The organism is Photobacterium makurazakiensis (assembly GCF_050336715.1).
Classification (GTDB): domain Bacteria; phylum Pseudomonadota; class Gammaproteobacteria; order Enterobacterales; family Vibrionaceae; genus Photobacterium; species Photobacterium makurazakiensis.
In genome coordinates this window covers 20058-44945 of sequence record NZ_JAKJSJ010000045.1, presented here as the reverse complement: position 1 = coordinate 44945, position 24888 = coordinate 20058, and the positions used below count along the sequence as shown (strand labels likewise).

Annotated in this window: 22 protein-coding genes; 17 read left to right on the top strand and 5 right to left on the bottom strand. The window is 46.0% G+C overall.

Annotated features, from left to right (window positions below):
* Positions 1–16: 16 nt before the first annotated feature.
* The 17 genes from frr to L4D09_RS19255 all read left to right on the top strand — a co-directional run bounded on the left by frr (position 17) and on the right by L4D09_RS19255 (position 20301).
* Complete coding sequence (frr, locus tag L4D09_RS19335) at positions 17–574, top strand: ribosome recycling factor (protein ID WP_428459164.1); 558 nt, start codon at positions 17–19, stop codon at positions 572–574.
* A gap of 75 nt (positions 575–649) precedes the next feature.
* Positions 650–1414 carry an undecaprenyl pyrophosphate synthase gene (gene uppS, locus L4D09_RS19330; protein ID WP_428459163.1) on the top strand — a complete coding sequence of 255 codons (765 nt, stop codon included), beginning with the start codon at positions 650–652 and terminating at the stop codon, positions 1412–1414.
* 151 nt (positions 1415–1565) lie between these two features.
* Positions 1566–2414, top strand: coding sequence for a phosphatidate cytidylyltransferase (locus L4D09_RS19325; protein ID WP_428459162.1), 849 nt, complete (start codon positions 1566–1568; stop codon positions 2412–2414).
* Positions 2415–2527: 113 nt separating this feature from the next.
* Positions 2528–3727: a 1-deoxy-D-xylulose-5-phosphate reductoisomerase gene (gene ispC, locus L4D09_RS19320; protein ID WP_428459161.1), complete on the top strand. Its 1200-nt coding sequence runs from the start codon at positions 2528–2530 to the stop codon at positions 3725–3727.
* Complete coding sequence (gene rseP, locus L4D09_RS19315; RefSeq protein WP_428459160.1) at positions 3721–5076, top strand: sigma E protease regulator RseP; 1356 nt, start codon at positions 3721–3723, stop codon at positions 5074–5076. Before ispC ends, rseP begins: the two co-directional genes overlap by 7 nt.
* Before the next feature lie 39 nt (positions 5077–5115).
* Positions 5116–7524, top strand: coding sequence for an outer membrane protein assembly factor BamA (gene bamA / locus L4D09_RS19310; protein ID WP_428459159.1), 2409 nt, complete (start codon positions 5116–5118; stop codon positions 7522–7524).
* Positions 7525–7543: 19 nt separating this feature from the next.
* A complete protein-coding gene (locus tag L4D09_RS19305) occupies positions 7544–8053 on the top strand; it encodes an OmpH family outer membrane protein (protein ID WP_428459158.1) in 510 nt (169 codons plus the stop codon).
* Between the two features lie 223 nt (positions 8054–8276).
* The gene (lpxD, locus tag L4D09_RS19300) at positions 8277–9305 is read left to right on the top strand and encodes a UDP-3-O-(3-hydroxymyristoyl)glucosamine N-acyltransferase (protein WP_428459157.1); all 1029 of its coding nucleotides are present in this window, start codon (positions 8277–8279) and stop codon (positions 9303–9305) included.
* Between the two features lie 97 nt (positions 9306–9402).
* Positions 9403–9855 carry a 3-hydroxyacyl-ACP dehydratase FabZ gene (gene fabZ, locus L4D09_RS19295; RefSeq protein WP_428459156.1) on the top strand — a complete coding sequence of 151 codons (453 nt, stop codon included), beginning with the start codon at positions 9403–9405 and terminating at the stop codon, positions 9853–9855.
* Positions 9855–10643 (top strand): acyl-ACP--UDP-N-acetylglucosamine O-acyltransferase, encoded by a 789-nt coding sequence (lpxA, locus tag L4D09_RS19290; protein ID WP_428459155.1) that lies wholly within the window; start codon positions 9855–9857, stop codon positions 10641–10643. Before fabZ ends, lpxA begins: the two co-directional genes overlap by 1 nt.
* Before the next feature lies 1 nt (position 10644).
* Positions 10645–11811 (top strand): lipid-A-disaccharide synthase, encoded by a 1167-nt coding sequence (gene lpxB, locus L4D09_RS19285; protein WP_428459154.1) that lies wholly within the window; start codon positions 10645–10647, stop codon positions 11809–11811.
* On the top strand, positions 11786–12391 hold the full coding sequence (gene rnhB, locus L4D09_RS19280) for a ribonuclease HII (protein ID WP_428459153.1): 606 nt from the start codon (positions 11786–11788) through the stop codon (positions 12389–12391). Before lpxB ends, rnhB begins: the two co-directional genes overlap by 26 nt.
* A gap of 128 nt (positions 12392–12519) precedes the next feature.
* Complete coding sequence (gene dnaE, locus L4D09_RS19275) at positions 12520–15999, top strand: DNA polymerase III subunit alpha (RefSeq protein WP_428459152.1); 3480 nt, start codon at positions 12520–12522, stop codon at positions 15997–15999.
* A gap of 56 nt (positions 16000–16055) precedes the next feature.
* Positions 16056–17015 (top strand): acetyl-CoA carboxylase carboxyl transferase subunit alpha, encoded by a 960-nt coding sequence (gene accA, locus L4D09_RS19270; protein WP_428459151.1) that lies wholly within the window; start codon positions 16056–16058, stop codon positions 17013–17015.
* Between the two features lie 135 nt (positions 17016–17150).
* On the top strand, positions 17151–18470 hold the full coding sequence (tilS, locus tag L4D09_RS19265) for a tRNA lysidine(34) synthetase TilS (RefSeq protein WP_428459150.1): 1320 nt from the start codon (positions 17151–17153) through the stop codon (positions 18468–18470).
* A 95-nt stretch (positions 18471–18565) separates the two neighbouring features.
* On the top strand, positions 18566–18874 hold the full coding sequence (locus tag L4D09_RS19260; RefSeq protein ID WP_428459149.1) for a c-type cytochrome: 309 nt from the start codon (positions 18566–18568) through the stop codon (positions 18872–18874).
* A gap of 215 nt (positions 18875–19089) precedes the next feature.
* The gene (locus L4D09_RS19255) at positions 19090–20301 is read left to right on the top strand and encodes an aromatic amino acid transporter (RefSeq protein WP_428459148.1); all 1212 of its coding nucleotides are present in this window, start codon (positions 19090–19092) and stop codon (positions 20299–20301) included.
* 83 nt (positions 20302–20384) lie between these two features.
* Here the strand turns inward: L4D09_RS19255 and L4D09_RS19250 are convergent, their stop codons facing one another.
* The 5 genes from L4D09_RS19250 to L4D09_RS19230 form a co-directional block, all read right to left on the bottom strand.
* The gene (locus L4D09_RS19250; protein ID WP_428459147.1) at positions 20385–20573 is read right to left on the bottom strand and encodes a DUF4250 domain-containing protein; all 189 of its coding nucleotides are present in this window, start codon (positions 20571–20573) and stop codon (positions 20385–20387) included.
* Positions 20573–20779: a YaeP family protein gene (locus tag L4D09_RS19245; RefSeq protein ID WP_428459146.1), complete on the bottom strand. Its 207-nt coding sequence runs from the start codon at positions 20777–20779 to the stop codon at positions 20573–20575. The genes L4D09_RS19250 and L4D09_RS19245 overlap by 1 nt, the downstream gene beginning before the upstream one ends.
* Positions 20780–20918: 139 nt before the next feature.
* Positions 20919–21773 (bottom strand): GGDEF domain-containing protein, encoded by an 855-nt coding sequence (locus L4D09_RS19240; protein ID WP_428459145.1) that lies wholly within the window; start codon positions 21771–21773, stop codon positions 20919–20921.
* 92 nt (positions 21774–21865) lie between these two features.
* Positions 21866–22990, bottom strand: a complete 1125-nt coding sequence (locus L4D09_RS19235; protein WP_428459144.1) for a patatin-like phospholipase family protein — start codon at positions 22988–22990, stop codon at positions 21866–21868.
* Positions 22991–23138: 148 nt separating this feature from the next.
* Complete coding sequence (locus tag L4D09_RS19230; RefSeq protein WP_428459143.1) at positions 23139–24854, bottom strand: proline--tRNA ligase; 1716 nt, start codon at positions 24852–24854, stop codon at positions 23139–23141.
* Positions 24855–24888 lie beyond the last annotated feature (34 nt).

Genomic DNA, 24888 nt, shown 5'->3' with positions numbered 1-24888 from the left:
ATCAAGGATATTAATCGTGATTGATGAAATTAAACAAGATGCGCAAGAGCGCATGGGTAAAAGCGTTGAAGCGCTAAAAAACCAACTAGCTAAGATCCGTACTGGTCGTGCGCATCCAAGCCTACTTGATACTATTTACGTTGAATACTACGGTGCAAACACACCACTGAAGCAACTTGCAAACGTTGTTGCTGAAGATTCACGTACACTAGCAATTACTGTTTTCGATAAAGAGCTAACGCCAAAAATCGAAAAAGCGATCATGATGTCTGATCTGGGTCTAAACCCAATGTCAGCGGGTACTGTGATCCGTGTTCCACTTCCTCCACTAACGGAAGAGCGTCGTCGCGATCTTGTTAAGATTGTACGTGCTGAAGCAGAGCAGGGCCGTGTTGCGATTCGTAACATTCGCCGTGATGCAAACGCAGATGTTAAAAGCCTTTTGAAAGACAAAGATATTTCTGAAGATGATGATCGTCGCGCACAAGACGAAATCCAGAAACTGACCGATGTTGCTGTTAAAAACATTGATTCTGTTTTAGAAGTCAAAGAAAAAGAGTTGATGGAAGTTTAATCGACTTTCTAGCTTAACTTGATCAGGTTTAGGGCGCTGTGCGTGCAGCACAGCGTTTTTTTTTGAGGGAGATGTATGGCAGAGCATGCAATCGATACTGCACTTTTTGCTGAGAGTTTACCTAAGCATATTGCTGTCATTATGGACGGAAATGGGCGTTGGGCGAAAGCAAAAGGCAAGGCTCGAGTGTTTGGCCATAAGGCTGGCGTAGAAGCTGTACGCAAAACTGTCTCGACAGCAAATCGCCTTGGGATCAAGGTCGTCACTTTATTTGCTTTTAGTAGTGAGAATTGGCGTCGTCCTGAGGAAGAGGTTTCTGTGTTGATGGAGCTATTCATGGTCGTATTAGGTCGTGAAGTAAAACGTCTTCATAAGAACAATATTCGACTTCGAATTATTGGTGACACCACTCGATTTAGCGAACGTTTACAGCGAAAAATTGTAGAAGCCGAAGCCCTGACTGAACATAACACTGGTATGGTGCTCAATGTTGCAGCCAACTACGGTGGTCAATGGGACATTCTACAGGCGGCGAAGCGTTTAGCTCATCAGGTTGCTGACAGCGGTTTAACCGCTGAAGATATTACCGAAGACATGCTAGCCGACGGTTTATCAACGGCAGGTCTGCCTGATGTTGATTTGCTTATTCGCACGAGTGGCGAATGCCGGATCAGTAATTTTATGCTGTGGCAAGCAGCTTACGCGGAATTGTACTTTACAGAGCAGCACTGGCCTGACTTTGATGAAGCCAGTTTGGCAAATGCCGTAGCATGGTTTGTGAACCGAGAACGCCGCTTTGGTTGTACCGGTGAACAACTACAAGCTTTCATTGAGCAGTAATCGGCAGTTGGCACCGAGTGTCTAATTGTGGTTTATCTTTAGGGCATCTGACATTTGGTTTCGATGCCTTTTTTACTGGTTGCCAGCATGGCAACACTTGGCTGGAATAGACTTTCTAGCTAACTAAAAAATAATATTGAGAGGACGCAGTTTGCTTAAGCAACGTATTATTACCGCAGTCATCCTCGCTCCCCTAGTTATTGCAGGAATTTTTCTTTTACCATTTCCTGCTTTTGTGGCCGCACTTGCAGGTATTACCCTGATTGGCTTTTGGGAGTGGACACAATTTGTAGAAGCAAAATCGCGTGTTATCGCCATGGCGCTACCTACCGCAGTACTTGCCGCATCGATTGTCTTTATGCCAACCGAGGCTGAGGCTTTGTCTACCTTGGCCACATCGCATCAATCAATGCTACTGGTGGGAGGCATTTGGTGGGTTATCGCTTCTGCGTTAGCGATCACTTACCCGCGTAGTGCTGCGCTCTGGTCAAAATCGATCCCTTTGAAATACCTTTTTGGTTTGCTGACCTTACTGCCATTCTTTTGGAGCGTGCTGATGCTACGCGCTGTCGATTACCTTGAATCGCCTTATCACGGTGCTAAGGTTGTGATGTTAGTGTGTTTCTTGGTATGGGCTGCAGATACTGGTGCATACTTTTCAGGTAAACGCTTTGGTAAACATAAAATGGCGCCAGCCGTTAGTCCAAACAAAACCATTGAAGGTTTAGCAGGAGGAGCATTACTTGCTGTTTTGGTGACATGGAGCGGTGCTGCATTAATGGATATTCCATTTGTGAGCTTAGGCAGCTTGTTACTCATTGCCGTTATTACGGTGGTTGCTTCGGTACTCGGCGACCTCGTCGAAAGTATGTTTAAGCGCGTATCTGGCATTAAAGATAGCGGTAATATTTTACCAGGCCATGGTGGAATATTAGACCGTATTGATAGCCTAACCGCAGCCCTTCCTGTTTTTGCCTTACTTTATCTTTGGTTAGTGTAAGCTACTCTATTGTGCTCCTAATGAATCCACCGACATAGATATTACTTGTTGGTGTTCATTGGGGGTGCCATGCTTTATATGCCAAACGAATTTTTGTGTTGTTAAGTGATAATATGCGTAAGTTAACGATTCTTGGTGCGACGGGTTCTATTGGTAGCAGCACGCTTGCTGTTGCTGCTCAAAACCCAGATTTATTTGATGTTGTTGCTTTGGCTGCGGGAAGCAATAGCCAAAAAATGTTCGAGCTATGTGTTCAATGGCGGCCTAAGTTTGCGGCAATGGCATCAGACTCTGCAGCGAGTGAACTGGCAACAAGACTAAAACAACATAATATTGATACCGAAGTGCTGGCGGGTGACGAAGGGCTATGTCAAGTCGCGGCACTGGATGAGGTTGATACCGTCATGGCGGCGATTGTGGGTGCCGCTGGCTTGTTACCAACCATGGCTGGTGTTAAAGCGGGTAAGCGCATTTTGCTGGCTAACAAAGAAGCCCTAGTGATGTCTGGTCAGATGTTTATTGATGCATGTCGCGAGCATGGCGCAGAGTTGCTTCCTGTTGATAGTGAGCACAATGCTATTTTCCAGAGCTTACCGGCCGATATCCAGCGTTCAATGGGATATTGTGACCTTAATGCGGCTGGTGTGAGTAAAATATTGCTGACAGGCTCTGGTGGCCCGTTCCGCTATACAGATGTTGCTGAACTTGATGCGGTGACACCTGAAATGGCGATAGCGCACCCCAACTGGTCTATGGGGCCGAAAATTTCTGTTGATTCGGCAACAATGATGAATAAAGGCCTGGAGTATATCGAAGCCCGCTGGCTATTTAATGCTTCTCGAGAGCAAATGGATGTCATCATTCACCCGCAATCTGTGATCCACTCTATGGTGCAATACAAAGATGGTTCGGTACTGGCGCAAATGGGGCTGCCGGATATGAGAACCCCGATTGCTTGTGCAATGTCCTATCCTGAAAGAGTAGGGGCTGGTGTTGCACCGCTTGATTTCAGCCAAGTGGGTGAATTTACTTTCCTTAAACCTGATTTTTCTCGCTATCCATGCTTAAAATTAGCAATGGATGCTTGCTATGCAGGACAGGCAGCAACCACGGCGTTAAATGCAGCCAATGAAGTGGCCGTTGCCGCCTTTCTTAATAATCAAATTGGTTTTACGGATATTGCACGTATAAACCAACAAGTGCTTGAAAAAGCCCCAATGCGTGAACCAACTGACTTGGAAAGCGTACTTGAGCTGGATAGAATAGCTCGCCAATTAGCGGAAGACGTCATTTGTAAGGTACAGATATGTTAGGGATTTTGTGGAACCTAGGTGCGTTTTTACTTGCACTTGGGATACTGATTGCAGTCCATGAGTTTGGACACTTTTGGGTTGCTCGCCGTTGCGGGGTATTCGTAGAACGCTTTTCTATCGGTTTTGGTAAATCGCTGTGGCGCAAAGTCGGCAAAGATGGCACTGAGTACACCCTTGCGATGATCCCGCTGGGTGGTTATGTCAAAATGCTCGATGAGCGAGTTGATGACGTGCCTGCTGAAAAAAGCCATATGGCGTTCAATAATAAAAAATTGTGGCAACGTAGTGCGATTGTTGCTGCTGGTCCTTTAGCGAATTTTATTTTTGCGATCTTTGCTTACTGGGTGGTTTACCTCATTGGTATGCCCGCGGTACGCCCTGTTATTGGTGAAATTGCGCCACAATCCATTGCGGCACAAGCAGGAATTGAAAGTGGGATGGAACTAAAATCCATTTCCGGAATCAAAACCGCTGATTGGGAATCCGTTAATCTAGCGATGATTTCTCATATCGGTGATAAAGAAATGGTCTTGACGGTGTCTGATGTTCAGGGTGGCTTTGAAAGCCAGCGTACGTTAGATTTAACGGCTTGGACATTTGATCCAGAGCGTGAGCGTGTGCTTACAACGCTGGGTATTACACCATACTCACCTGAAATAACCCTGACAATCTCACAACTTGTGGATGGTGGGGCAGCAATTGCGGCAGGATTGAGTTTAAATGATGAAATTGTGGCAATCGATGGGCGTGCTGTAACTCAGTGGCAAGAGGTTGTTGATGCGGTACGTTCGCACCCAGAACAAGCCTTAGCGCTTGAGGTATTGCGAGATAACGAACGCGTATCATTAACGCTTACACCAGGCGCTCAAGATGGCCCTGACGGTGAAGCGATAGGCTATGCTGGTTTTGCTCCTAAAGTCGAAGCATGGCCTGAATCTTATCGTATTAATTTGCAATTCGGCCCGATTGAGGCAGTAGGCAAAGCGACGGAGAAAACGTGGCAACTGGTAACATTAACCTTTGATATGGTGACCAAACTGGTCACGGGTGATGTTGCGATGAAAAACCTAAGTGGCCCGATATCGATTGCGAAAGGGGCGGGCATGACTGCTGACTATGGCATCGTGTATTTTCTTGGCTTCTTAGCGTTAATCAGTGTCAACTTGGGGATAGTTAATCTGTTACCGCTTCCTGTATTGGATGGTGGACATTTAATGTTTTTTGCCATTGAAGCGGTAACACGTCGTCCTGTTTCTGAACGTGTTCAGGATATAGGTTATAGAGTAGGATCAGCCATTTTGGTTGCGTTAATGGCCGTAGCGCTATTCAATGATTTTACCCGCCTTTAATATAAGAGCGTTTTTTAGCAAGGAATAATCAGAACAGTAATGGCGATGAAAAAACTGTTGATCGCATCACTCTTGTTTAGCAGCAGTGTTGCGTATAGTGCGGAACAATTTGTAGTAGAAGATATCCGTTTTGAAGGTCTACAACGAGTCACCCTTGGTGCCGCATTGCTTAAAATGCCGGTAAGGGTTGGTGATAATGTAGATGACCGTGATGTTTCAGAGATGATCCAAGCTCTGTTTGCATCTGGTAACTTTGAAGATATTAAAGTCTATCGAGATGGTAATACCTTACTGGTTAAGGTATTAGAGCGCCCAACGATTGCGAGCATTACCTTTTCAGGTAACAAGGCGATCAAGGAAGAGCAGCTGAAGGAAAACCTTGATGCTTCTCGTGTCCGTGTTGGGGAATCGCTGGATAGAACAACCCTGAGTAAAATCGAAAAAGGGTTGGAAGACTTTTACTACAGTGTTGGTAAATACAATGCATCGGTTCAGGCCGTGGTTACTCCGCTACCACGAAACCGTTCTGACTTGAAATTTGTATTTACGGAAGGCGTATCTGCTGAAATTCAGCAAATTAACTTTATCGGTAATAACGTCTTTTCTAACGAAGAGCTGCAAAGCAAATTTAACCTTCAAGCGGAAGTCGCTTGGTGGAACTTCCTCGCTGATAAAAAGTATCAGAAACAGGTATTGGCGGGAGACCTAGAAACTCTACGCTCGTTGTATCTCAATAATGGTTACCTGAAATATAAGCTTGATGCGACTCAGGTTGCTATTTCACCTGATAAAAAAGGCGTATACATTACCTTAAAGCTTGATGAAGGTGCTCAGTATACGGTTGAGGGTGTTCAGTTACGTGGCAATCTTGTTGGCAAAACCAGTGAGTTAGAAAGCTTAGTCGCGATTGATTCCGGTGATATTTATAACGGCGCAGAAGTAACCGCGTTGGAGGAATCTCTTAAACGAAAGCTTGGTGAGCTAGGTTATGCCTATCCACAGGTCAACACCATTCCTGACTTTGATGATGATAATCAGCAAGTATCGTTGATCGTCAATATTGAACCGGGCAAACGAATTTATGTGCGTAATATTGCCTTTACAGGGAATACCTCGACCAAAGATGAAGTTTTACGTCGTGAAATGCGTCAGATGGAAGGGAGCTGGTTAAACTCACGCTCTGTTGAACGTGGTAAAGAACGTTTGAACCGAACTGGTTTCTTTGAAACGGTTAATGTTCAAACGGTTCGAGTACCAGGCTCAGATGATCAAGTTGATATTAAGTATGACGTGAAAGAAGCGAATGCGGGTAACGTTAACTTTGGTATTGGCTATGGTACAGAGTCAGGGATCAGTTTTCAGGCGGGTATCCAGCAGGATAACTTCTTAGGTACTGGTAACCGTTTTGGTATTAATGCCATGATGAACGATTATCAGAAAAACGTGAGCTTGGAATACCGAGACCCATACTTCACATTAGACGGCATAAGCTTAGGTGGTAAAGTTTACTACAACGAGTTTGAAGCTTCTGATGCGAATATCTCTGATTACACCAACCAGAGCTATGGTGCTAGTTTGACGTGGGGTTTCCCTTTCGATGAATTGAATTTCTTCGAATTTGGTGTCGGTTATGATCACAATAAGATCTCGAATACCCAAGAATACTACCAAATCGAAAAATTCAAGCAGATCCATGGTTTTGACCGTGGTGATAACGTCATTGAGCTGGATGACTTTGATTGGTCGGTATCCTGGACACGTAATAACCTGAACCGAGGTTACTTCCCTACGGCAGGTAACCATCAGCGTGCCTCATTCCGAATGACGGTGCCGGGCTCTGATGCCCAGTACTTCAAGGTTCAATATGACGTTCGCCAGTACTACCCAATTACGGAAGATCACGGCTATAGCTTATTGCTACGTGGTCGTGTTGGCTATGGTAACGGTTATGGCACCACCGATAACGGCAGTGATCAGCTGTTACCATTCTACGAAAACTACTATGCGGGTGGCTTTACGTCACTACGTGGCTTCCGTTCAAATACCGTGGGTCCGAAAGCGGTTTATCTTGAACCAGGTCCTGGCGGCAGTAATAATCCAGAGCTAGTTGGATCTGATTCTGCAGCTGGTGGTAACGCCGTTGCGCTAGCGAGTATGGAGCTGATTGTTCCGACGCCGTTTGCGTCAGACGAGGTTCGTAACCAAATTCGTACCAGTGTATTTGTCGACGCTGGTACGGTATGGGATACAGAATATGATTTGAAAGAGACGGATGGTAAGTACATCCATGACTATTCTGACCCATCATTGATTCGTGCGTCTTATGGTGCCGCATTACAGTGGATGTCACCAATGGGGCCTCTTGTATTCTCGATTGCACGTCCAATCAAGAAATACGAGGGTGATGATGAAGAATTCTTTACCTTCACCATTGGTCGAACATTCTAATTTTTTAAGGAGATACCCTGTGAAACAGTGGATTAAAGCGGCTGGTCTTAGCCTTGTTATTCTTTCTTCATCTATGTATGCCCAAGCAGCTGAAGCGGCACAAAAAGTGGGTTATGTGGCAACAGGCCAAGCGATGCAGGAACTTGCTCAGCGTTATAATGTTGCTGAAAAGCTTCGTGGTGAGTTCAAAGATCGTATTGATGAACTACGTGGCATTGAAAACCGCATGAAGACGAAAGTTGACAAAATGCAGCGCGATGGTGAGCTAATGAGCTCAAGCGAGCGTACGAAACTGCAGCGTGAAATGGCATCACTAGAGTCTGATTACAAACTAAAAGCCAAAGCATTGCAGGAAGACCAACGTCGCCGTGGTGCTGAAGAAGAGCAGAAATTAGTACAGAAAATTCGTCAGGCGATTCAAGATGTTGCTAAACGTGAAGGTTACGACATCGTGATTGATGCGAATGCAGTCTTGCATGCAAATCCGAAAGATGATTTATCGTCGAAAGTGATTTCTGCCGTTAGATAAGGCTGTGGCCAAAATAACGGATGAGAATAAGGGCGTTAGACCCTAATCATGAGTCGAAAGTATGAGGGGTACGTTGGTACACTTTTACTTTCGACTTGTTTTATTTGGGGCTTATATTAACTGGTCTTACCAAGCGGAATGATATTCTGCTGGTTCAGAATAAAATTACCAGTTGGAAGATGTATAAAGCACCAACAGAAGTATTGATAAGAAAAGGTTACAGATGGCTGGAATTACTCTTGCTGATATAGCAGCACGATTGGGTGCAGAACTTCGCGGTGATGGCACGGTTGTTATTGAATCTATTGCGGCGATGGATCAAGCTGACGAGGGGCAAATTACCTTCTTGTCGAGCAGTAAATACCGCAAGCACTTGGCAGAATGTCAGGCATCTGCGGTTATGCTGAAGGCGGGTGATATTGAGTACTTTTCGGGTAATGCCCTTATTATGGCAGACCCTTATTTAGGGTATGCATTGGTGGCTCAACTGCTGGATACCACGCCCGTTGCAGCTTCTGATATTGCGCCTTCTGCGTATATTGCAAGTGATGCCATTATTGGTGAAGGCGTTGCGATTGGCCATAATGCTGTTATCGAATCAGGTGCTCAGATTGGTGACAATGCGCAAATTGGTGCGGGCTGCTTTATTGGTAAGAACGCTCAAATTGGTGCAGGTACTAAGTTGTGGGCGAATGTAACCATCTACCACCGTGTCGTATTGGGCGAACAATGTTTGGTTCAGTCAAGTACTGTGATTGGTGCTGATGGTTTCGGTTATGCGAATGATAAAGGCGAGTGGGTGAAGATCCCTCAGCTGGGCACGGTACGCATTGGCAACCGTGTTGAAATTGGTGCATGTACTACCATTGACCGTGGTGCACTTGAAGATACCATTATTGAAGATAATGTGATTCTTGATAACCAAATGCAAATCGCCCATAACGTGCAAATCGGATATGGTACCGCGATGGCGGGTGGTACAATTGTTGCGGGCAGCACCACAATTGGTAAATATTGTATTATTGGTGGTGCTTCGGTACTGAATGGCCATATCAATATAGCAGACGGCGTCACTATTACTGGTATGGGCATGGTTATGCGCAGTATTGAAGAAAAAGGGATGTACTCATCAGGTATCCCACTTCAGCCAAACCGCGAGTGGCGTAAGACTGCGGCACGCACAATGAAGATTGATGAGATGAATAAACGTCTCAAAGCAGTTGAAAAAAAGCTGGAAGAGAACGGCGAATAGCGCCCCGCCAGTAAACAGAAACGATGCGCCCGCATGATGTGGGCGGCCTTTCATTTCAACTGTACATTTTACTAATTTACTAGACAGGAATTCAGTTTTGACTAGCGAAAACAAAACACTGAATATCACAGAAATTCAAGAGCTTCTTCCTCACCGTTACCCATTCTTAATGATTGATCGTGTAACGAATTATGATGAAGGTAAAACGCTTACAGCGATCAAGAACGTTTCTGTAAATGAACCTCAGTTCACTGGTCATTTCCCTAAAATGCCGGTATTTCCAGGCGTTATGATCTTAGAAGCAATGGCTCAGGCTACGGGTCTATTGGCATTTAAAACGTTTGGTGCGCCAACAGAAAATGAACTGTATTACTTTGCTAGCATTGATAATGCTAAATTCCGTAAGCCAGTAGGGCCGGGTGATCAGATGATCATCGAAGTGGAATTCCTGAAGGAGCGCCGTGGTATTGCTATGTTTAATGGTGTAGCAAAAGTTGACGGTGCTGTGGTTTGTTCAGCTGAGCTGAAATGTGCAAGACGAGAATTTTAATGATCCACGAAACTGCGAAAATTCATCCATCGGCGGTTGTTGAAGACGGCGTAAAGATTGGTGCTAACGTTACAGTAGGACCTTTTACTTATATCGGTAGCGATGTAGAAATCGGTGACGGTACTGAGGTTATGTCGCATGTTGTCATTAAAGGGCCAACGGTTATTGGTAAAGATAACCGAATTTTCCCTAATGCAGTCGTTGGTGAAGAGTGCCAAGATAAAAAATACAACGGCGAACCAACGCGTTTAGTTATTGGTGACCGTAATGTGATCCGTGAAAGCGTTCAGCTTCACCGTGGTACCGTGCAAGATAAAGGCGTAACCACTGTTGGTGATGACAACCTACTTTGTGTGAACGCACACGTAGCCCATGATGTTGTCATTGGCAATCATACTCATATCGGTAACAATTCTATCCTTGGTGGGCATGTTACGGTTGGTGATCATGCCGGTGTTATGGCACTGTCTGCGATTCACCCGTTTTGTACTGTGGGTGCTTATAGCTACGTTGGCGGCTGTTCTGCCGTGGTTCAGGATGTTCCACCTTATGTGTTGGCGCAAGGCAACCATGCAACACCATTTGGTTTGAACCTTGTTGGCTTACAGCGTAATGGCTTTGAAAAGCCAGAGCTTCACGCCCTGCGTCGCGCATATAAAGAAATTTATCGCTCTGGTAAAACGCTGGCAGAAGTTAAGCCGGTGTTGGCTGAAATGGTGGAAGAATGGCCATCTGTTGGCTTGCTACTAGATGCATTAAATAACACAGAACGCGGTATTATTCGCTAATATGACGAAGCCACTTCGAATAGGAATTGTCGCCGGGGAAATCTCCGGCGATATTTTAGGTGCCGGCTTTATAAAGGCGGTTAGACAACAGTACCCCGATGCCGAATTTGTCGGTATTGCAGGTCCGCGCATGCAGGCCGAAGGCTGCGAAACGTTGTTTGATATGGAAGAGCTAGCAGTGATGGGGATTGTCGAAGTCCTTGGTCGCCTGCCGCGCTTATTCAAAGTCAAAGCTGAGCTAGTTCGCTATTTTAGCGATAACCCACCGGATGTGTTTGTCGGCATCGATGCCCCAGACTTTAACCTTCGCTTAGAGCGTGATTTGAAGTTACAAGGTATAAAAACGGTACATTATGTCAGTCCATCGGTATGGGCATGGCGGCAGAAACGTATTTTCAAAATTGAGGCGGCGACCAATTTGGTTTTGGCGTTCTTACCGTTTGAAAAAGCGTTTTATGACAAGTTTAATGTGCCTTGTGAGTTTATCGGCCACACCATGGCTGACGCTATTCCGATGGAAACGGACCAGCAAGCGGCACAAGCGCTTCTAAATCTCGACAGTAGCAAGCGTTGGCTCGCGGTATTACCGGGTAGCCGAGGTAGTGAGCTGGAGATGCTTGCCGCCCCGTTCATTGAAACGTGCAAATTATTGAAACAACAACATCCCGACTTGGGCTTTGTCGTTGCGCTGGTGAACCAAAAACGACGTGCACAATTTGAGCAGGAATGGCAAGAAACAGCCCCCGAGCTTGATTTTGAGTTGGTTGATGATACTGCCCGTAACGTCATGATTGCTGCCGATGCTGTCTTACTTGCATCTGGTACTGTGGCATTGGAATGTATGCTCGTTAAGCGGCCAATGGTTGTGGGCTATAAAGTGAAGCCATTAACGGCATGGCTTGCCAAAAAGATGTTAAAAACCAAATATGTCTCCTTGGCAAATATTCTGGCTGATCGTGAATTGGTGCCCGAATTGCTACAAGAGGATTGTGAGCCTGAAAAGCTCGCAGCTGAAGTAAATCGTTTTTTAGTGGCAGATAACCGTGAATTGATGGCAGAATTTTCCCGTTTGCACCAACTTATTAAGTGTGACGCAGACAAACAGGCTGCGGCCTCTGTATTGAAGTTGATAGATAAAGAATATGGCGATAATCCTAGAACCGTTTGAATATCCTAAAGCAAATAGTATTGCGGGTGTGGATGAGGTAGGGCGTGGCCCATTGGTTGGTGCCGTGGTTACTGCAGCGGTCATCCTTGATCCAAATAATCCAATTGAAGGGCTGACAGACTCCAAGAAGTTGACCGAAAAAAAACGTAATGTGCTGTTTGATGAGATCAAAGAAAAAGCATTGGCGTGGTCACTAGGGCGCTGTGAGCCAGAAGAAATCGATCAATTGAATATTTTGCAAGCCACGATGGTTGCCATGCAGCGTGCCGTCGCTGGTTTGCCGGTAACGCCCGATTATGTATTGATAGATGGCAATAAGGTCCCCGAGTTGCCTATGGCAGCACAAGCTGTGGTTAAAGGCGACTTACGGGTTGCTGAAATCAGTGCAGCCTCTATTTTGGCGAAAGTAACCCGTGATCGTGAAATGGAAGAGCTGGATGCTGAATTCCCGCAATATGGTTTTGCGAAGCATAAAGGTTATCCAACCAAAGCGCACTTTGAGGCTTTGGAGCAACATGGCGCGATTGAGCAACACCGCAAAAGTTTTAAGCCTGTGAAACGTATTCTCGGCTTGGAATAGCGTTCCTTTCTATTTAACGGCTGGTTTTTCACCGTAAAAGGTGTAAATAAGCTGATCACGGTGATGGTTGTGGCACTTTGAGCTATAATCGTCACCTTGTTTTATGCACATATCAAATCTGGTTAGTCATGGCAGATCCTCGCTTTATTCATCTTCGTGTCCACAGTGACTTTTCTATGGTCGATGGCTTATCAAAAGTTCCACCACTGGTGAAAACCGTGGCTGGAATGGGTATGCCGGCGATGGCACTAACGGATTTTACTAACCTATGTGGGTTGGTGAAGTTCTATTTTGCTGCGCATGGCGCAGGCATGAAGCCCATTATCGGGGCGGATTTCAAAGTCATGTCTGACGATCTTGGCGATGAACTGTGTGATCTAACGGTTTTAGCTGCCGACAATGACGGTTATCAAAACCTCACTATGTTGATCTCTAAGGCCTATCAACGTGGCCATGTACAACATTTACCCGTGATGGATAAAGAGTGGTTGGTTGAGCATAAAAAGGGCCTGATCTTACTCTCTGGTGGTAAAACTGGTGATGTGGGTAAGGCACTGCTAAAGGGCAACCAACAGCTAGTCGACAAATGTGTTGAGTTTTATCAGACCCATTTTGAAGATGCCTATTATTTGGAATTGGTCAGAACGGGTCGCCCAGATGAAGATGCCTATTTGCACTTCGCGGTGACACTTGCAGAAAATGCGGGTTTGCCTGTTGTTGCTACGAACGATGTGCGCTTTATAAAGGCCGATCAGTTTGATGCTCACGAAATCCGGGTAGCGATTCATGATGGCTACACCATGGTCGACCCTAGCCGACCAAAGCTTTACAGCGATCAACAGTATTTACGTACTGAAGAGGAAATGTGTGAGCTGTTTTCTGATATCCCAGAAGCACTGGAAAACAGTGTTGAGATAGCTAAACGCTGTAATGTCACCGTTCGCCTTGGTGAATACTTCCTGCCCAACTTCCCGACGGGCGACATGACCATTGAAGAGTTCTTGGTGGTCGAGTCACAAAAAGGGCTTGAGCGTCGTTTAGCTTTCTTATTCCCTGATGAAGAAGAGCGGAATAAGCGTCGCCCTGAATACGATGAACGCCTTGATATTGAACTGAAAGTTATCAACCAGATGGGGTTTCCAGGTTACTTCTTGATCGTTATGGAGTTCATCCAGTGGTCAAAAGATAATGCTGTGCCTGTTGGTCCTGGTCGAGGGTCTGGTGCCGGTTCATTGGTCGCTTATGCGCTAGATATTACTGACTTGGATCCGCTTGAATTTGATTTGCTGTTTGAGCGATTCCTTAACCCTGAACGTGTTTCCATGCCCGATTTCGATATCGATTTCTGTATGGATAAACGTGATCTGGTTATTGATCACGTGGCGGAAATGTATGGTCGAGATGCCGTATCTCAGATCATCACTTTCGGTACGATGGCGGCAAAAGCGGTTATTCGAGACGTGGGGCGTGTTCTTGGTCATCCATATGGCTTTGTTGATCGTATCTCTAAACTGGTACCTGCTGAACCGGGCATGACGTTGGCGAAAGCGTTTGAAGCTGAGCCGCAATTGCCACAGGTTTATGAAGCTGACGAAGAAGTTAAAGATCTGATTGATATGTGTCGCATCCTCGAAGGTGTAACACGTAATGCGGGTAAGCACGCTGGTGGTGTTGTTATTTCACCCACAACGATCACCGATTTTGCCCCGCTGTATTGTGATGCCGAAGGCGCAAACCCCGTCACCCAGTTCGATAAGAATGATGTTGAAACCGCAGGTCTGGTCAAATTTGACTTCTTAGGCTTGCGTACGCTTACCATCATTGACTGGGCGCTTGGTATGGTCAACCCTCGCCTAGAAGCGCAAGGGAAAGAGCCGGTAAACATTGCCTCTATTCCGATGGATGATGCGAAGTCGTTCGCCATGCTGCAGCGTTCGGAGTCAACTGCGGTCTTCCAGCTTGAATCCCGCGGTATGAAAGACTTGATTAAACGCCTTCAGCCCGACAGCTTCGAAGATATGATCGCACTGGTTGCCTTGTTCCGTCCGGGGCCGCTACAGTCGGGTATGGTAGATAACTTTATCGACCGGAAACATGGTCGCGAAGAAGTCTCATACCCTGATGCAACTTGGCAACATGAATCGCTAAAAGAAATACTTGAACCGACCTATGGCATCATCCTGTATCAAGAACAGGTTATGCAGATCGCGCAGGTTTTATCAGGCTACACCTTGGGTGGCGCAGATATGTTGCGTCGAGCAATGGGTAAGAAAAAGCCTGAAGAGATGGCCAAGCAGCGTGCCACCTTTGAAGATGGCGCAATCAAGAATGGGGTTGATGGCGAGCTCGCCATGAAGATCTTTGACTTGGTTGAAAAGTTCGCGGGTTACGGCTTTAATAAGTCTCACTCAGCAGCTTACGCCTTGGTTTCGTACCAAACACTGTGGCTAAAAGCGCACTATCCGGCAGAATTCATGGCGGCGGTAATGACTGCCGATATGGATAATACCGATAAAATTGTTGGTCTGGTTGATGAATGTCACCGGATGAAGATCACCTTATTACCGCCCGACGTTAACAAAGGGCTATATCGTTTTAACGTTGATGATAACGGTGCCATTGTTTACGGTATTGGTGCCGTGAAAGGGGTCGGTGAAGGCCCGATTGAAAATATTATTGAAGCCCGAGAAAAAGACGGTCACTTCAAAGATTTATTTGATTTCTGTGCCCGCATTGATACCAAGAAAGTGAATAAGCGAGTCTTGGAAAAACTGATCAAGTCAGGCGCAATGGATCGCTTAGGGCCAAACCGAGCAACCATGATGGCAACGCTCAATGACGCGATTAAGGCAGCGAGCCAGCATCACCAAGCAGAAGCTTTCGGGCAAACGGATATGTTCGGGGTACTCACCGCGGCACCTGAAGAGGTGGAGCACGCGTATGCCAACATTCCGGAATGGCCAGAAAAAGTGTGGCTGGAAGGTGAGCGAGATACACTTGGCTTATATCTAACTGGCCACCCAGTGAATGCCTATGTCAAAGAGTTAAAGCACTATACGACTTGGCGTTTGAAAGATGCTCACCCAACCGGCCGAGATAAAGTGGTGACGGTGGCAGGTTTGGTTATTGCGGCACGTGTTATGACAACCAAGCGCGGTACGCGAATTGGTTTAATGACACTTGATGATCGCAGTGGTCGAATGGAAGTCATGCTGTTCTCTGAACCACTTGAGCGGTATATTGATTTATTAGAAAAAGATAAAATATTAGTCGTTTCTGGACAGGTCAGCTTTGATGATTTCAACGGTGGCCTTAAAATGTCCGCCCGGGAAGTGCTAGATATCTCAGATGCACGAGAAAAACACCTCCGGGGGCTTGCTATCTCAGTCACTGAGAGGCAAATTGATGAACAGTTTTTTGAACGCTTTAGCCGTGTGCTGGAGCCGCACCGGGCAGGTACTGTGCCGGTAAATGTGTATTATCAGCGCTCGAATGCGCGTGCTAAGCTGACCCTCGGGACAGAATGGCGCGTTACCCCAGCAGATCAACTCATCTCCGATCTAAAAATATTGCTGGGTGAAAAGCAAGTAGAGCTTGAGTTTAATTAAATTAGCCCATAGTTATTGAATAATGAAATGATTATGAGCAAAAGGATTGAAGTGGTATGAGCCTGAACTTCCTTGAGTTTGAACAGCCGATTGCTGAACTAGAAGCCAAAATTGAAGCATTACGTGACGTATCACGTCGCGAAGGGTCTGAATCGGTTGATTTAGACAAAGAAATTGAACAGCTTGAGAAGAAAAGCCTAGAGCTAACCAATAAGATTTTTGGTGATCTAGGTGCTTGGCAGGTTGCACAATTAGCGCGCCACCCACAACGTCCATATACTTTTGATTACGTTGAACACATGCTTACCGAGTTCGATGAACTAGCTGGTGATCGTGCGTTTGCCGATGATAAGGCACTGGTTGGTGGTATTGCGCGTCTTGATGGTCGTCCTGTAATGGTTATTGGTCATCAAAAAGGCCGTGAAACCAGAGAAAAAGTACTGCGTAACTTTGGTATGCCTAAGCCGGAAGGTTACCGTAAGGCCCTGCGTCTAATGAAGATGGCAGAGCGCTTTAAAATGCCGATTATCACGTTTATTGATACCGCAGGTGCATACCCAGGTGTTGGTGCTGAAGAGCGTGGCCAATCAGAAGCGATTGCAACCAATCTAAAAGCGATGGCTGGTTTAACTGTACCCGTTATTTGTAACGTTGTTGGTGAAGGTGGTTCAGGTGGTGCACTGGCGATTGGTGTCGGTGACTGCGTTAATATACTGCAATACTCAACGTACTCTGTGATATCACCGGAAGGGTGTGCATCGATACTGTGGCGTGATTCTGACAAAGCCCCACAAGCGGCTGAAGCGATGGGCATGACGGCAGATCGTTTGAAAGAGCTTGAGCTTGTCGACAATATTATTGAAGAGCCACTAGGCGGCGCACACCGTGATCCTGTTGCTATTGCAGGTTCATTGAAAACGCAAATTCTAGCAACATTAGCAGAGCTTGACGCGCTAGATACTGAAGCGCTGCTTGAGCGCCGTTACCAACGCTTGATGAGCTACGGCTACTGCTAAATTTTGCGATACGTATAAGTATCTCTGCAAATCAGATATTAACGGGTCAGCGGTTTCGCTGGCCCGTTTTTTTATCCACTCTGTTCAACGTTGAATTTGGTATCATGTTCAACGCGTTTTTTATTGGATACCCTCATGCTTTACACCCATCTAACCAATGAACTTCAAGCCCACCAGCAGCACACGACTCACTTTATTCTCGCACTCAGTGGCGGGATGGACTCTCGCGTACTACTGCATTTGATGGGGCGCTATTTAAAAGACAATCCTCATATACATTGCCAAGCTGTGCATGTGCATCATGGCTTGAGCCAGCACGCCGATCAATGGGCTGAGCAGTGCTTAGCATGGGCGAAAGAGGCAAGTATTCCATGTGCAGTGGAGCGTGTGGTGCTTGATCTTGGGAAGGGTAAAAGCTTAGAGCAGGAGGCACGTGTTGCCCGCTATGAAGCACTAGCGAAGCATATGCAGCAAGGCAGTACATTGTTAACGGCTCAACATGCTGATGATCAGCTTGAAACCGTGTTACTTGCGCTTAAGCGAGGCAGTGGTCCGGCTGGGTTGTCAGCGATGCCTGCATTAACGTCGTTTTCTTCAGGCGAGCACTGGCGACCTTTGCTTGGAGTGACTCGCGGAGATGTTGAGCAATATGCGGCATTGCAGCAGTTACAATGGGTTGAAGACGAAAGTAATCGTGATGAACGTTATGATCGTAATTTCTTACGGCATAACGTGGCGCCTCTGCTGACTGACCGCTGGGCTGGAATACGAAAGTCGGTGGCGCGCAGTGCCGCATTGTGTGGTGAGCAGGAGGCATTACTGCAGGAATTGTTGGCGGATAAATTAGTCCACGCGTTACATCCCGATCAAAGCTTAAGCATTGCGGGACTAGGCAGTGAGCGACAAGGAAAAGCATTGATACGTCAATGGCTCTCCTTGCAAAATGTACTGATGCCCTCTCAAGCCCAACTTGAACAAATATGGCATAACGTTATTTTGGCAAAAGCGGATGCTAATCCTAAACTTTGTTGGAGCCAATATGAGGTGCGCCGTTTCGAGCAGCGCTTATATATTTTGGAGCAATGGCCTGATGTGAGCCAGCAAGTACTCACGTGCCAACTCGAGCAGCCATGTTGTTTACCGTATGATTTAGGTACGGTGACGTTAGCGAAAAGTGAACATGGCACCTTGCGTTTGCCAACAAAAAATGAGCCTGTGACGATTAGGTTCGAGCCCGCCGGGTTGGCTGTTCAGCCTGTTGGCCGAGTCGGTAAGCGTAAGCTTAAAAAGCTGTTTCAAGAACATGGCGTACCGAGCTGGAATCGACGCCGAACCCCTTTGTTGTTCTATGGTGAGGCGTTAGTCGCGGTTGCTGGATTGTTTGTTGTTGAGGGTTTTGCTGGTAATGATTGTGACTTAGAGTGGCGTAATTCTGCATTCAAGGTGCAATATTAGGTGAAACAAGGCACAATTTAATTGGCTCTATCGTGACTGATATGCTGGTCACGATTTAAGTGTATGGACAACAAACAATAAGAAAAGAGGACCTGATGAAGAAAGTTTTTGCGATAGCAATGTTAGCAGCAGTAGTTTCCAGCCCGGTAATGGCGGCAGGTGATGCCGATGCCGGTAAAGCCAAGGCGGCAGTATGTGCAGCCTGCCATGGGGCAAATGGCATTGCTGTGATCCCAGGTTACCCAAACCTAAAAGGGCAGAATGAACAATACCTTGTGAATGCCTTAAAAGCCTATAAGAACAAAGAGCGTACTGGCGGGATGGCCATGGTAATGCAGCCACAGGCATCAATGCTCAATGATGATGATATTGCCAATGTCGCCGCTTATTTTGCAAAAATGTAAAAACGCCGCTTCGATATAGCCAATATATTATAGACCGCAGAAAGACCTTTAAACGGGTGTTTGCTGCGGTTTTTTTATATCGATAATAACTGTAAAGCAAAATTTCCATCTACCTGTTCATCTTTTATCCAAATGAATGCTCTACGGTTGCGTAAAAAGTCAGAACACATTATTGTACTAGCACACTGATACATTAATGTTGTTTAGGAGTCATTATGAGTAAACCATCCACACTTGGGGGCGCATGTATTATCGCCAGTGTTTGTGTTGGGGCAGGCATGCTTGGGTTACCGAGCGCGGGTGCGGGTGCGTGGACGTTATGGAGTGTGATTGCCATTTCTGTCACGATGATCATGATGACTTTATCCGGATGGTTATTGCTAGAATCACTTAAGCATTACGAATTTAAATCGTCATTCAATACAGTCACCAAAGACTTATTAAGCAAAAAAGTAAATGTTATTAATAACCTATCGCTTTATTTTGTCGGTGGGATCCTGCTCTATGCGTATATATCATCATCTGGTATGATTTTTAGTGAAATGCTCGGTGTCTCGCGTGAATTGGCTTCTGTGTTGTTTGTCGCAGTCTGCTCGGCCTTTGTCTTGCACTCTACCCGTGCAGTGGATCGTATTTCTATTGTGCTGATCCTGTTTATGATCATCAGCTTTGTTCTGGGTATTTCAGGTTTAGCTTCGAATATCAGTGTGCCGGTATTGTTTGAACAAGGCCAGGTTGAAACCCCTTACTCGGCTTATGCGTTAGCCTTATTGCCAGTCGCGTTAACGTCATTTGGCTACCATCATTCAGTGAGTACGATGCGTGATTACTACCAAGATGAGTACATAGCCAAAAAAGCCATTCTTGGCGGTACAGTCATAGCCCTTACGTTTTATTTGGGATGGGTGATCAGCATTTTTGGCAATGTACCCCGTGAGGCATTTGGTCCTGTTGTGACTGCAGGTGGTGGTGTGGATGCCTTGATGTCAGCACTTACTTCTGCGATAGATTCAAATAGCATTAAACAAGCACTGCATATCTTCTCTATTGCTGCGATTGTCTCATCTTTCATCGGTGTTGGTCTGGGTGTGTTCGATTACTTGGCTGACTTCTTTGGCTTTGGCGATACCAAGCAAGGGCGACTAAAAACCTGGGGAGTGACTTTTGTTCCACCATTGGTGTTCTCGCTAGTGGCACCGTTTGGTTTTGTTGCCGCGATTGGTCTAGCTGGTGCTGCTGCTACGATTTGGACTTGTATCATCCCTGCTGTATTGGCTAAAACATTACGTCAAAGAGTGCCGGAACAAGAAGGTTTTGTTGTTCCAGGAGGGAATGTGACAATCTATGTAGTGATCGCATTCGGGGTACTGACAGCCGCTTTCCATTTACTGGCGATGGCGAACCTACTGCCTGTCTTTAAAGGCTAGGGTAACAGTGAAGTAAACGCTGAGTCTGTATTAGTACAATAAAAAACGGAAGCCGAGGCTTCCGTTTTTTATTGCCGATAGCTTTATCGAAACTGCTTGGCTTCCGGCAGGTAATCAAACCCCGCTCCGGCGAGTTTGGTTATCAGCTTGTCTTTATCGATATCGTAGTATTTGACCAAGCCATCCAGATCGCTAAATTCATCGCGGATCTTCATGTTGACGATACTCATCAGCATGACAGGATCCATGCTCTCAAAGTTGTTTAAGTCCATTAGGCGTCCTCGTGATCGCTCATCAATAAGTTAGCGGCTGCAAAAGCAGCGCGTTCACGCACATCTTTTGGTAGCTCCTCATTAGCGGCAATAAAGTCGAGGGTTTTGACTGCACAATGAATCGCATTTGGGATATAGCCCAGTTCGCCACCGCCAATTTGGGCGTAAGTCATACGGATCAGTTCACAGCATTCAAAAACTTTCATTGGGTTTCCTTACATAAACAGTGATTTCGTCAGTATGCTCGTTCTGAAAAGAGAAATATCAAACAAGACTGATGAAATAGCTATCGTTTTCACTATACCAGATTGATGGGAGGTGGGCAGTAACAGTGATTTGAGCTGGTTACTTATTGCGCTTATGGCTATATAAATGGCGGTCAGCACGATCAACTAATAACGTACTGCTATCACCTTTTTGATAGGCACTAAAGCCGCAAGAGTAACCGATTTTTAGCGTGCGCAGAATCGCATCTTCAGCCATAAATTGATCGACCCGTTGGATCACATGAGCAGCTGATTTATCTGTCGCCGGTTGAAGAAGCACGGCAAACTCATCGCCACCAATACGGTAGCAGCGATCTGAAGCCCGTACTGAATTTTTAATGAGACGTCCAAAATGGCGAATGACTTTGTCACCGTCAGGGTGGCCAAAACGGTCATTCACCTGCTTGAAGTTATCCAAATCAAACATAACCATTACCAGCCCAACATTGCGTCGCTCACTGATCGCAATCGCATGGGTAATGTCTTGCTCGAAACAGCTACGGTTACCAAGCCCCGAGAGGTAATCACGAAGTGCCATGTTTTTGACGCGACGGTATTCAATGGCACTCATTAAAGGGCCGGCAAATAGGCGGTGATATGTATGAAGAAGATTCACTTCATCTCTATCAAGCGGATAGGGGGTGCAATATTGTAATTTACCGAGCTCATTTGCACTGAAGCGAAGGATAAAGGTTTGGCGGTATTCGGTTGCTGAGCCGCGTCGTATCGGGGTTGTTGTGTCATCTAACTCCCAGATCAGGCGGCTAATATCAATTTGCTTTTCGACTTCTCGGGCGAACACTTCAAATAACACGGCTAGATCAAGCTTTCCCTGTAGCTTTTGCAGGATCAACAGGCGCTGATCAGCCCCAAGGGGTTTTTTCCTTGGTTTGTGTTCATCTGCCAGAATGTTGTTCCAGAGGCTCGGATCCATATTAGCGTCAAATAAATGTTAGGAAGATTACTATAGGCAAAAATTAAGCCATTTCAATAGCTAGGTAACTTTTTTGTTAATAATTGACTGATTTATTTTAAGAAATCGCGAAGGTTCGACTCTTTTTCGAGCGTATCTTCATAGCCCATATTGATAAGGGCTTGTATATAGGCTGGTTCAAATAAGATGTAGCTGGTGATCGCGGCATCATCTTTTGGGCTGATACCTGCGAGTCGCATGAGGGTTCGTGTCATAGGAGGAAGCTGGCAATAATAGTTTTGCGCTAGGGGCTCGAATGACTGGCTTGGTGATAAGTGAATATGATTGACAACTTTCATCCCTTGGTCACGTTGAGCGTCAAGCGGGAGATGAGACAATAAAGAATTGGTGCGTGATAGATTTTCAAGATCAGCGGTCAGGGTATCACTGAATATGGTGTCCATGAGATGACCCCCTAATGTTGCCAGCCCTGGCGCTCGGGTATGATCACGCTCATCGAGTTTTTGATTGATTAAATCGATGATCAGTATCTTATCAGCGCCCATTTTAAGCGAGGGACGTAGCGGGGCGAGTTGGTGAATTGAGCCATCACCGTAATAAGCTCTGCCTATGCGAGTGGCGGGAAAAACAAGGGGAATGGCTGCGGATGCCAACAAATGCTCAGTGCTGATCAGCGCCCGTCGCCCTTTTGACTTGGCGCGGTCCCATTCGCTAATCGCCTGCTGGCCTTGGAAAAAGCTGACAGAGTGCCCACTCTTATAGCTTGAAGCAGTGATAGATATTCCGTGTAAATTACCTGCGGTTATTTGTTTTTCCAGGCGGTGATAATTATTAACTTGATTAAGTAATTGGCGCAATGGACGGTTATTGAGTAAACCAAATGGTGGTCTTTCATGATGTGATGATTGTAAACGGGCAAACCATTGGTTAGCGAGATACCCCGTCATACCAGTAGGGCTAGTTTTGAAGATACGGCGACTATGAAGGCGTGACCAAATCCATTCGAGCTTCTTTACGCCAAGCCGAAAGCAAGACGCATAACTGGCAATCGAGATTGCATTGATTGCCCCAGCAGATGTCCCGCAATAGATACTGAAAGGGCTATGGTGAACGCGTGGGTACCACTCGGAAATGGCTTTTAATACCCCGACTTGGTAAGCCGCTCTTGCCCCTCCGCCTGTCAGTAACAAACTGATCTTTGGCTGTTCCTTTGCCATTTATTATCCTTGTGATGCGCCTACTTCTAACTATACACCGAACCTGAAGAAGGTGTTTATCCGCCAAAGAGCTTGTGAGTGATATCCATAAAAAAGAGACAAAAAAAAGCCTCCATATAGGAGGCTCTCGAATCAGCTTTCATTGAGGTTAAGCGATTTTTTGCTTAACTAGCTCAACGATATCTGTAATGGCAACAGCTTCTTTAGTACCAGCACGACGGTCTTTGTATTCCATCTCGCCGTTTTCTAGGCTGCGGTTACCAATAACGATGGTGTGAGGAATACCGATCAGTTCGTGATCTGCAAACATTACACCTGGACGTTCTTTACGGTCATCGAATAGCACTTCGATACCCGCAGCTGTTAGATCAGCGTAAAGCTTTTCAGCTGCCGCTTTCACTTCTTCAGACTTCGCCATATTCATTGGTACGATAGATACCTGGAACGGTGCAATAGCAGCAGGCCAGATAATACCGTTATCATCGTGATTCTGTTCGATAGCAGCAGCAACAACACGGGTACAACCAATACCGTAACAGCCCATCTCCATGATAGTGTTTTTACCATCAGGACCAAGAACCGATGCATTCATTGATGTCGAGTAGTTGTTACCTAGTTGGAATATGTGACCAACTTCGATACCGCGTTTAAGTAGAAGCGTACCTTGACCACATGGGCTTGGATCACCTTCAACTACGTTACGTAGGTCTTCAACTTGGCCTAGCTCAACGTCACGACCCCAGTTAATACCGAAGTGGTGTTTATCGTCGATGTTAGCACCTGCACCGAAATCGCTCATTACCGCAACAGAGTGGTCAACGATGAATGGCAGATCAAGGCCGACAGGGCCTAGTGAACCTGGGCCAGCACCGATCAATGCACGGATTTCTTCTTCCGTCGCCATTTCTAGTGGTGAAGCCACTTCTTTCAAGTTTTCAGCTTTGATTTCGTTTAGCTCGTGATCACCGCGGATGATCAGGGCAACAAGATCAGCATCTACTTCTTCAGAGGCTTTAACAAACAGTGTTTTTACTGTTTTCTCGATAGCGATATCAAACTGCTCAACCAACTCGGCAATGGTTTTTGCGTTTGGTGTGTCAACCAATGTCATTTCAACCGTTGCATCAGCACGTGTCGCTGTTGGCGCTACAGCTTCAGCTTTCTCGATGTTAGCTGCGTAGTCAGACTCGGTAGAGAAGGCAATAAGATCTTCACCGCTCTCTGCAAGTACATGGAACTCGTGCGAACCAGAACCACCGATAGAGCCGGTGTCAGCCAATACTGGACGGAAATCTAGACCCATGCGGGTGAAAACATTGCAATATGCCTGGTGCATTTCTGCGTATGTTTCTTCTAAACTTTCTTGGTTTAGGTGGAACGAGTATGCATCTTTCATGATGAACTCACGAGAGCGCATTACACCAAAACGTGGACGTACTTCATCACGGAATTTAGTCTGAATTTGATACAGGTTCAGCGGAAGCTGCTTGTATGACTTAACTTCGTTGCGAACCATGTCGGTGATCACTTCTTCGTGCGTCGGACCTAACACAAACGGTCGATCGTGGCGGTCAGCGATACGTAGGAGCTCGGGACCAAACTTGTCCCAACGGCCTGTTTCATGCCATAGATCAGCAGGCTGAACTACGGGCATAATCATTTCGACTGAACCGGCATTGTTCATTTCTTCGCGAACAATGTTTTCGACCTTACGCAGAACACGCAGACCTGTAGGTAGCCAGGTGTAAAGACCTGAAGCCAGCTTACGGATCATACCTGCACGTAGCATCAGCTGGTGGCTGATAACTTCTGCGTCGTTTGGAGTCTCCTTCAGCGTTGAAAGAAGATATTTACTGGTACGCATTGATGGTATCCGTTGTTTGATATAAAAGAGAATA

Coding starts and splice junctions, on each gene's coding strand:
- uppS (WP_428459163.1), top strand. CDS start 650: ATGGCAGAGCATGCAATCGATACTGCACTTTTTGCTGAGAGTTTACCT.
- ispC (WP_428459161.1), top strand. CDS start 2,528: ATGCGTAAGTTAACGATTCTTGGTGCGACGGGTTCTATTGGTAGCAGC.
- rseP (WP_428459160.1), top strand. CDS start 3,721: ATGTTAGGGATTTTGTGGAACCTAGGTGCGTTTTTACTTGCACTTGGG.
- bamA (WP_428459159.1), top strand. CDS start 5,116: ATGGCGATGAAAAAACTGTTGATCGCATCACTCTTGTTTAGCAGCAGT.
- lpxD (WP_428459157.1), top strand. CDS start 8,277: ATGGCTGGAATTACTCTTGCTGATATAGCAGCACGATTGGGTGCAGAA.
- lpxA (WP_428459155.1), top strand. CDS start 9,855: ATGATCCACGAAACTGCGAAAATTCATCCATCGGCGGTTGTTGAAGAC.
- lpxB (WP_428459154.1), top strand. CDS start 10,645: ATGACGAAGCCACTTCGAATAGGAATTGTCGCCGGGGAAATCTCCGGC.
- rnhB (WP_428459153.1), top strand. CDS start 11,786: ATGGCGATAATCCTAGAACCGTTTGAATATCCTAAAGCAAATAGTATT.
- dnaE (WP_428459152.1), top strand. CDS start 12,520: ATGGCAGATCCTCGCTTTATTCATCTTCGTGTCCACAGTGACTTTTCT.
- accA (WP_428459151.1), top strand. CDS start 16,056: ATGAGCCTGAACTTCCTTGAGTTTGAACAGCCGATTGCTGAACTAGAA.
- tilS (WP_428459150.1), top strand. CDS start 17,151: ATGCTTTACACCCATCTAACCAATGAACTTCAAGCCCACCAGCAGCAC.
- L4D09_RS19260 (WP_428459149.1), top strand. CDS start 18,566: ATGAAGAAAGTTTTTGCGATAGCAATGTTAGCAGCAGTAGTTTCCAGC.
- L4D09_RS19255 (WP_428459148.1), top strand. CDS start 19,090: ATGAGTAAACCATCCACACTTGGGGGCGCATGTATTATCGCCAGTGTT.
- L4D09_RS19250 (WP_428459147.1), bottom strand. CDS start 20,573: ATGGACTTAAACAACTTTGAGAGCATGGATCCTGTCATGCTGATGAGT.
- L4D09_RS19245 (WP_428459146.1), bottom strand. CDS start 20,779: ATGAAAGTTTTTGAATGCTGTGAACTGATCCGTATGACTTACGCCCAA.
- L4D09_RS19240 (WP_428459145.1), bottom strand. CDS start 21,773: ATGGATCCGAGCCTCTGGAACAACATTCTGGCAGATGAACACAAACCA.
- L4D09_RS19235 (WP_428459144.1), bottom strand. CDS start 22,990: ATGGCAAAGGAACAGCCAAAGATCAGTTTGTTACTGACAGGCGGAGGG.
- L4D09_RS19230 (WP_428459143.1), bottom strand. CDS start 24,854: ATGCGTACCAGTAAATATCTTCTTTCAACGCTGAAGGAGACTCCAAAC.